At 55.9% G+C, this 8,329-nt stretch carries 6 protein-coding genes and 1 pseudogene; 1 reads left to right on the top strand and 6 read right to left on the bottom strand.

Annotated elements, in window-relative coordinates:
* The 6 genes and pseudogenes from QZ766_RS02720 to QZ766_RS02695 all read right to left on the bottom strand — a co-directional run.
* A pseudogene (locus tag QZ766_RS02720) lies at positions 1–578 on the bottom strand (hypothetical protein); the annotation flags it as partial.
* 427 nt (positions 579–1,005) lie between these two features.
* Positions 1,006–1,308: a helix-turn-helix domain-containing protein gene (locus QZ766_RS02715; RefSeq protein ID WP_297196985.1), complete on the bottom strand. Its 303-nt coding sequence runs from the start codon at positions 1,306–1,308 to the stop codon at positions 1,006–1,008.
* A gap of 4 nt (positions 1,309–1,312) precedes the next feature.
* Complete coding sequence (locus QZ766_RS02710) at positions 1,313–1,666, bottom strand: type II toxin-antitoxin system RelE/ParE family toxin (RefSeq protein ID WP_297196983.1); 354 nt, start codon at positions 1,664–1,666, stop codon at positions 1,313–1,315.
* A gap of 268 nt (positions 1,667–1,934) precedes the next feature.
* On the bottom strand, positions 1,935–3,419 hold the full coding sequence (gene zwf, locus QZ766_RS02705) for a glucose-6-phosphate dehydrogenase (RefSeq protein WP_297196981.1): 1,485 nt from the start codon (positions 3,417–3,419) through the stop codon (positions 1,935–1,937).
* 247 nt (positions 3,420–3,666) lie between these two features.
* The gene (locus tag QZ766_RS02700; RefSeq protein WP_297196979.1) at positions 3,667–5,739 is read right to left on the bottom strand and encodes a prolyl oligopeptidase family serine peptidase; all 2,073 of its coding nucleotides are present in this window, start codon (positions 5,737–5,739) and stop codon (positions 3,667–3,669) included.
* A gap of 163 nt (positions 5,740–5,902) precedes the next feature.
* Complete coding sequence (locus QZ766_RS02695) at positions 5,903–8,074, bottom strand: FepA family TonB-dependent siderophore receptor (protein WP_297196977.1); 2,172 nt, start codon at positions 8,072–8,074, stop codon at positions 5,903–5,905.
* A 60-nt stretch (positions 8,075–8,134) separates the two neighbouring features.
* Here QZ766_RS02695 and QZ766_RS02690 point away from each other — a divergent pair.
* Positions 8,135–8,329, top strand: a 195-nt coding sequence (locus tag QZ766_RS02690; protein WP_297196975.1) for a hypothetical protein, incomplete at its 3' end; no start/stop codon positions are given.

The following is an 8,329-nucleotide window of genomic DNA, read 5'->3' as shown; positions in this document are numbered from 1 at the left end:
AACACGTGCAGTGGAAATAAAAACAGATGCCCGTGCGCCACTTCTTCCCCGGTCAGTACCTGCTGCTCCGGCTCGTTGCCTATCCTGACGCCGGTAAAACGCTGTCGCGCCGTCTGCAGCTGCGCCTCCCTGAAGTAATTATCCAGCAGGATATCGTCGTCGCTGAGCAGGTACTGCAGCCGGTCGAGCGCCTCCCCGTAGCTCTTGTAAAACGCGCTCCCCCATCCACGCGCCCGCCGCGAGGGGAATTTTTTCCCGTCAGCCCCGTCGTTTAAAATCTCCCCGCCGTCGTCAACCGTCGTGGTCTTCGGATCCAGAAGCCTCTTTCTTTTTTTGGCGTTAGCAAACGGCCATTTTTTAAGTGATTGGGCGCTGAACTGCCAGACTTCACCGTCCTCATTTTTCAGGTTTGACCCCATCACCCCCGGAAGAAAAATCACCGGGATCACTTTGTCGGCCGGCTTGAGGCAAACCGCCACGTAATTTTTTTCTTTCGCCTGGGGAATGATTTCATAATGAAGTCGCCCGTCGTCATCCCAGACAGGCCGGTGATAAGCTCGATTTTCTTTATCTTCCATGCGTTAAGCTCCTGTTATTGCTGTCTGAAAAAGGCACTTCCCCATCACAAACCAAAACGAATTTAACCAAAGTCATCGCGACGAGGGATTTTGGGTGCGTAGACCCGCCAGTCAGCGGCAGCACTAAACCATAATAATTGCATGGGATTAACGGAAAACCAATTGCTAAACTGAAAAGTGAACAGTACAGGAGCCATCCGGAAAACCCCCGCAGGTTGAAAATTCAAATGTCAGATTGCAATGCGCCTGTTAGGGCGCTGCTGGCAATAGAGCCTTACAGGCACATATGAAAAACCTCCGGCTATGCCGAAGGATATTTATTGCTTTTCAGCACCGTGACACGCTCGGCCGCAAGTTTTTGATCAATCCGATGAGTGCGACAGCACAGGCCGCAGCGCACCATGCTGACCTTTCCATGATGCCGCTTTCAGACAACAAACCCATAGTGGGAGCCGTCCGGCAGCTCGACTTCAAGGCGCAGCTTGCCGCCGGTGGCTTCAACGTAGCGTTTAAGGGTGGAAAGCCTCAGATCCCGCCCGGGCTTTTCCATGCCGGCAACGGTTGGCTGCCGGACGCCCAGCGCCTGCGCCATTTCCACCTGGGTTTTGCGCACTTTCTCACGCAGTTCGGCAAGATGAATGTTGAGCAGGATCTCCTCCGCCATTGCCCTGGCGTCGGCTACCACTTCCGGTTTTTCATCCGCAAGAAGCTGTTCCAGCGTTCTCCCCATCGTATTACTCCTTCTCTTTTAAACCCATAAGCCAGTTCGCGAATTGCCGTTCGGCAACCGGGAGCATCTCATCGTAAAAACGCTTTTCATTGCCAACTTTGTTCCCGGCGCAAAGCACAATGCCGGTGCGGTACGGGTCAAAAGCAAAAAAAACCCGTAGCGGATCGCCCCTGCTTTGAATGCGCAGCTCTTTCATGTTGCTGTAGCGGGAACCTTTTAGGGTATCAGCATAGGGCCTCGGCAAACCCGGCCCCTTTTCCCGCAAAACCAGCAGTGCCGCAAGCACGCAGGCTCGATCGGCATCGTTGAGCACGGTAAACCAGCGATCGAACACATCCGTTGTTTTAATCGTCCACACGGGACCTCCCGGAAAATATAGGCTAAAGATTATATAGGTGTAAAGCTATAAAAATAATTATGGGGAGATTGGACAAAGAACTCACGGGTTAAAAATGGAAAACGGAAGATGGATTCGGAGGTTGCGGTGAATGCTCCGTAGGGCATTCACCGTTTTGCGGGCGGTACTGTAAAAAGCGAGTCAGACTTTCTTACCCGCGGGTTATGCGTTACAAACCCGCGTTAACAGCAGGCGCAGCCGCCCTGCTTCACTGCTGCACCAGGCCAGACTAGGTTTTATCGCCGATCTCGCTCCAGGCGTGCCCGCTTCGGGCAATCATCGCATCGGATGCTACGGGTCCCCAGGTACCGGCCGGATACGGGCGCGGCCGCTCGCCGTCGCTGGCCCAGGCTTCCATGATCGAATCCACCCACGCCCAGGCGGCCTCTACTTCGTCACGGTGCAGGAACTGCATCCGGTCGCCGTTCATTGCCTCCAGCAGCAGGCGCTCGTAGGCATCCGCGGCAGGCGCCTGGTTGAACGCCTTGTTGAAACTCAAATCAAGCTTAGATTTTCCAAGCCGGTGCTTGTGCTCCAGCCCCGGCACCTTATTGAGGATTTCAATATCGATGCCCTCGTCGGGCTGCAGGCGGATAGTCAGCTTGTTGGGCGGCAGCTCCTCGAAAGAGCTGCTGAACAGGTTAATCTGCGGCCTTTTGAAATAGACGACAATCTCCGAGTATTTCACCGGCATGCGCTTGCCGGTGCGCAGGTAAAACGGCACGCCGGCCCAGCGCCAGCTGTCGATATCGACGCGAATGGCGACAAAGGTTTCGGTGGTGCTGTGCGGGTTGGCCCCTTTCTCTTCCAGGTAGCCGGGTACGCTTTTACCCTGAACGAAACCGGATGTGTACTGCCCGCGCACGGTGTTTTCGCGAACGGTGTGTTTATCAATGGGCTTGAGATCCTTCAGCACCCGCACTTTTTCATCGTGAATAGCCTCGGCGGTCAGCTCCACCGGCGGCGACATCGCCACGATAGTCAGGATCTGCAGCAGATGACTCTGGATCATGTCCCGCATCTGTCCGGCCGGGTCAAAATATCCCCAGCGTCCTTCGATCCCGATATCTTCGGAAACGGTAATCTGTACCTGGTCGATGGTGCGGTTATCCCAGTTGCTGAGGAACAGCCCGTTGGCACAGCGCAGGGCAAAGAGGTTTAGCACCGTCTCTTTGCCGAGATAGTGGTCGATGCGGTAAACCTGCGGCTGGGTAAAGTAGCGGCTGACCACGTCGTCAATTTCGCGAAATGACGCCAGCGAGTTGCCGAGCGGCTTCTCCATAATCACCCGGGACAGCGCATGATTCAGCCCGGCCTTACCCAGCCCTTCGCAGGTTACGCTAAAGGTGGAGGGCGGCATCGCAAAATAGTAGAGCGTGGTTCTTTCGCTGCGGCCCAGCTTCTTCGCCAGCTTTTTAAATCCGGCGGTGTCCGTCACATCCAGATTAAAAAAATCGAGGCGGCCGCTGAGGCGCTCCCACACGGCCGGATCGATATCGTCGGACATAAAGGTTTTCAGCGCGTCACGGACCACCTTGAGATAATCCTCGCGGCTCCATTCCACGCGGCCAACGCCGATAACCCGCGTCTGCGGATGTATCAGACCGGCTTTCTCCAGCTGGTAAAGCGAAGGGAGCAGCTTGCGCCTCGCCAAATCCCCCCTGGCGCCGAATATGACAAGATCGCACAGCTGTGCGGATTGCTTCGGTTTCATACCCCGTCCTTTGTTGTGTGTTTAGGTACAGAGTACAACGGTATAGCGCTTTTTGGCTTTAGCTTCCTGCTTATCTGTGCGAAATGCGGGGGAGATGATAAGAGTCTGCTGATGGCGCGGCGGTGGGTAAAGAATGAAAAGGTGCCACAATGCGGTATTTATTTGAGGGCGCGGCTATTTAACGCCACAGCAGGCTGCGCCGGACGCCCTTCCACAAAGCGCCCGGCGCAAATCGTCAAAACGTTACTTAGCCCAGATTCCGCCACAAGAACTCGCTCACCAGCGCGCTGTGAAACGCCGACTGCTTTTTATCCGCCGAGGCGCTGTGGCCGCCGTCGGTATTCTCATAAAAATAGACGTTCTCAATGCCGAGACTCTGCATCCGCGCGGCCATTTTACGGGCGTGCGCTGGATTAACCCGGTCATCGCTGGTGGCGGTGTAAAACAGCACCGGCGGATAGGTCACGCCGGAGTGGAGATTGTGGTAGGGCGAGAAGGTTTTAACGTACTGCCACTGGTCGGGCTTGTCCGGGTCGCCGTATTCGGCAATCCACGAGGCGCCCGCGGAGAGCCGGGTATAGCGCTGCATATCGAGCAGCGGCACTTCGCACACCACGCAGCCAAACAGCTGCGGATAGCGCGTTAGCATATTTCCCACCAGCAGGCCGCCGTTGCTGCCGCCCTCGACACCAAGATGCGCCGGTGTCGTCACGCGGCGGGCGATCAGGTCCTGCGCGACGCTGGCGAAATCTTCATAGGAGCGCAGCTTATGCTGCTGGATGGCCGACTGGTGCCAGTCGGGGCCGAACTCCCCGCCGCCGCGAATATTCGCCACCACATAAACGCCGCCGCGATCGAGCCACGAAATGCCCTTCCCGCCCAGGTACTGCGGCGTCAGGGAGATACCAAATCCGCCGTAACCGTACAGCAGCGTGGGATTTTTTCCATTCAGCGGCAGTTCTTTACGCGCTATCTGAAAATAGGGAATGCGGGTACCGTCTTTTGAGACGGCAAAATGCTGGCTCACGGCATACTTATCCGCGTCAAAATCTGCCGGCGCCTGCTTAATCAGCGTCGGCTCAGCGGTAAAGAGCTCCCCCCGATACAAAGAGGCCGGCTGCAGATAGCTGTTGGACGTGAGCAAGTAGCCGTTGTTCTCGTCGCTGGTGCTGCCCACCATCAGCGTGCTGAAATTGTCCGGTTTAACCAGCGATTCGCGCGTCCAGCGGCCCGCTTTAGGGGTCAGTATCACCAGCTCGCTGGCAACGTTATTCATCACGCTGGCGATCAGGCTATCCCGGGTGCGGGTATAGCGCTGCAGCACCGTACTTTCGCCCGGAATGAACAGCGGATGCAGCGTTTTCTTGCCCGCAATATAGTCGTCAAAATTGGCCGCCAGCAGCGAGCCGGCCACATAGTGTTTACCCTCAACCACCCAGCTGCTGTTGAGCCGGATAATCAGCCACTCCCGAAAGGTACTGAACCTCGCGTCGTCCGGAATATCAATTTTGATTTTTTTATCGTGTTGCGCGAGCAGGAAATATTCACCGTGGAAAAAGTCTTTGATCCTGCCGACAAAATCGCGGGTAAACCCGCCGCCGCTGTCCCGGTAGGCCGCCACCGTCATATCGTCTTCGGCAACCTGATAGACAATCTGCGCGGTATCAAATGGCGTATTTCTCCTCCAGCGCCTGGCGATGCGGGGATAGCCGGAGTGGGTCATCGAACCCGGGCCAGCGTCGGTGGCGACGAAAAGCGTATCTTTATCCACCCAGGAGACATGACTTTTGGCCACCGGAACATAAAAACCGGATTTCACGAACTGCTTCGCGGCTAAATCAAACTCGCGATACTCTGCGGCGTCACCGCCGCCGGGAGAGAGCGCCACCAGGCACAGGTGGTAGTCCGGCTCCAGAGCAGTAAATCCCTGGTAGACCCAGTTTTTGCCCTCGCGGGCGCAGAGCGCATCAATGTCGAGCACTATTTCCCACGGCGGCGCGTCTTTCACATACCCGGCAGGCGTAGTGCGCCGCAGCAGGCCGCGGGGATTCTGTTTATCCTGCCAAAAGTTGTAGTAATAGTCGCCGTATTGCGCCACCTGCGCCAGCCGGGAATCTTTGTTCAGCAGATCCAGCAGCTGCTGGTTCAACCGGGAAAAATCATCTCCCTGGGTAAAGGCCGCTGAGGTGCGCGTGTTTTCAGCGTGTACCCACTCCAGGGCACGCCTGCCGTTCACCTCTTCCAGCCATAAAAAATCATCGTCGCGGGTGGCGGGATCGCCGGCAAAGGCGGGGCGGATAGAATTAAATAATGGCGTCATCGTGAAAAGCACTCCTGCAGTTTTAGCGCACAGTTTAAAAAAGCGGCGCCGGCTCCGGGTAGGCATAATAACATCTCGCTAACGGTATGAGGTGATGGCGCAAAGCCGCACGCCTTCCGCTACAGGCAGCGAAAAGTGTGCGGCTTTACGTATTTGCAGCGGCTTAGAAAGAGGTTGTCACCCCGCCATAGTAAGAGCGCCCGCTTTGGTTATAGGTATTCGCACCTTCCCCGCTGCGCTTGAGAGATTTATCCAGCAGGTTATCCACCCCGAGATTAATGCGCAGGTGTTTATTGATCGCGTAAGTGAAGTTAGTGTCCAGCAGCGAATAGCTGCCCACTTCCCGTCCCGACATTCCCCCGCTATCAGCATTAATTTCCGCCCGGGTGCGCGGCTTCTGCTTGCCGTACATGGTCCAGCCCAGCGACGCGGTGAGCTTCTCCGTCGCCGTCCAGTCCAGCGAGTGGTTAAGGGTGTACTTGGGAATGATTGAGAGCGGGTTGCCGGTGCTCTTCTGCTTCGATTTGATCATGTAGGTGGCGTTGGTGCTCCAGTCCAGCTTATCCGCAATCAGCGGGAAGCCGAAGCTGGCTTCAAACCCTTCAACAATGGCCTTGCCGCCGTTCTCCCACTGCAGCACGTTCTGGCGGGTGGCGGTGGTGCCGACAATCCTGTCGCCGGACACAATTTTATTCTTGTAGTCATTGCGGAAGTAGGTCACGCCGGCATGGACCTCATCGTTATTAAAGTCGAGGCCAACCTCTTTATTCACGCTGGTTTCAGGATCGAGATCCTGATTGCCCAGCATGTAGCAGCCATTCTCGGTACCCAGATCAACCGGGCAGCCGTTGCCGCGGGAGTACATCAAATAGCCTTTGCTGGACTGGTAGAGGTTCGGCGACTTGAAGGCGCGGGCGATCCCGGCCTTAAGCTTGATGCTGTCGCTGAGTTCCTGCGACAGGTTCAGGCTCGGGCTGTAGTTGCCGCCGTAGCGGTTATCATGGTCGAAGCGCAGGCCGGGGATGATCGTGGTTCCGGCCCGGGGCTCAATATTATCTTCGATATACAGGCTGCTGATTTCTGAGTGGATTTTGCTGCTTCTGCCCGTGGGGCTACCGGAGACACTGCCTACTTCCCTATCCCTTGCGCTGTAGCTGGTGGAAGCGGGATCGTTGAGTTTGTCGTGGCTCCATTCGCCGCCCAGCGTCAGAACGTGATCGACCAGCAGGGTGACGGGAATATTCAGCTCGCCGGTGACGCGGCGGTTTTCCAGCCGGCTGGTGGTAAAGTCATCCAGCTCCGCGATCCGCCCCTCTCCCGCGCCGGCCATCCCTTCATTAAGCCGGGTGTTGTGAGTATTTTCCATATACACGCCGACCTTCGACTGGCCCCAGTCCCAGACACCATCGTGGGTGATACCGTAATTCTGGCGGTAGATACGGTTGGTTTCGGCTCCTTTGCGCGCCAGACTCTCGGTCAGGACACTGGGGTTGCTGTTTTGGGTATCGCCGGTGTAGATGTTGCCCTGGCGGCTGAAGCCGAGATCCATGTTGATTATCTGATTCTCGGTGGGCTTCCAGATAAATTTACTGTTGATATCCCGGTTGCGTACCCCCTCCCTGCCGCCCGGCTGGCGGCCCGACGGCGTCTCCGGGTTAATATTCCACTTATCGGCATCGGTTTTATTGATGTTGCCGTAAAGGCGCATCGACAGAACATCTCCCGCCAGCGGCCCGCTCAGGCTAAAGTTGGTGCGTTCGGTACTGCCCTCTTTTTTGCTCTCGGGCTGGTTGGTGAATAAGGAGAGCGAGCTGTGCCATTTATTGGTCGCGGGCTTGGTGATGATATTCACCACCCCGCCCGCGGCGCCGGAACCATAGCGCGCCGCCGCCGGGCCGCGGATAACTTCAATGCGTTCGACCATTTCCACCGGCACCCAGTTGGTATCGCCGCGGGTGTCGCGTTCGCCCCGCCAGCTGTAGCGCACGGCGTTGCGCGAGGTGACCGGAATACCGTCCACCATAATCAGGGTATTTTCCGGGCCCATACCGCGAATATCAATTTGCCGGTTATTTCCCCGGCTTCCGGAGGCGCTGTTGCCGGTTAAATTAACACCGGGCATTTTGCGGATAATATCCGACAGATCGTTTACCGGCGGATGGTTTTGAATATCTTTGGCCGTAATAATCGACACGCCGGGCTGCTGCTTGAGCCGCTCTTGCGCTGTCCCTTCAACAATTAATTTTTCAGATTCCGTTTCGTCGGCCCAGCCCGGCAGGCTGGCGCTTATTGAAGACATGAAGACCGCAGAATAAATAAAAAGCTTTCTTTTCATGTGAGTAATTAACGCCCGGTAACAATATGTTATAACATGTTAACTACATCACAAATGAGAATGCAAACGATTATCATTGATGTTATTTCATATAGAATCCAGTGTGATCATATCTGTCCGATTCCAACGGTGGTAAAAATTTATGCGCACATGGCTGAGCCAGCATTTGCCATTACGTTTACCGCCGCTTCCTTGTCCACATCCCGCTACTCTTTTAGATTGAATATCGCGTACGCTATGCCGCACCCGGCAGCA

The organism is uncultured Pluralibacter sp. (assembly GCF_913775985.1).
Lineage (GTDB): Bacteria > Pseudomonadota > Gammaproteobacteria > Enterobacterales > Enterobacteriaceae > Pluralibacter.
Note: the sequence above shows the minus strand (reverse complement) of the source record. Positions and strands in the feature narration are given on the sequence as shown.

Excerpts from the sequence above, each read along its gene's own strand:
- QZ766_RS02695 (WP_297196977.1), bottom strand. The coding sequence starts at position 8,074 with ATGAAAAGAAAGCTTTTTATTTATTCTGCGGTCTTCATGTCTTCAATA.
- QZ766_RS02715 (WP_297196985.1), bottom strand. The coding sequence starts at position 1,308 with ATGGGGAGAACGCTGGAACAGCTTCTTGCGGATGAAAAACCGGAAGTG.
- QZ766_RS02700 (WP_297196979.1), bottom strand. The coding sequence starts at position 5,739 with ATGACGCCATTATTTAATTCTATCCGCCCCGCCTTTGCCGGCGATCCC.
- zwf (WP_297196981.1), bottom strand. The coding sequence starts at position 3,419 with ATGAAACCGAAGCAATCCGCACAGCTGTGCGATCTTGTCATATTCGGC.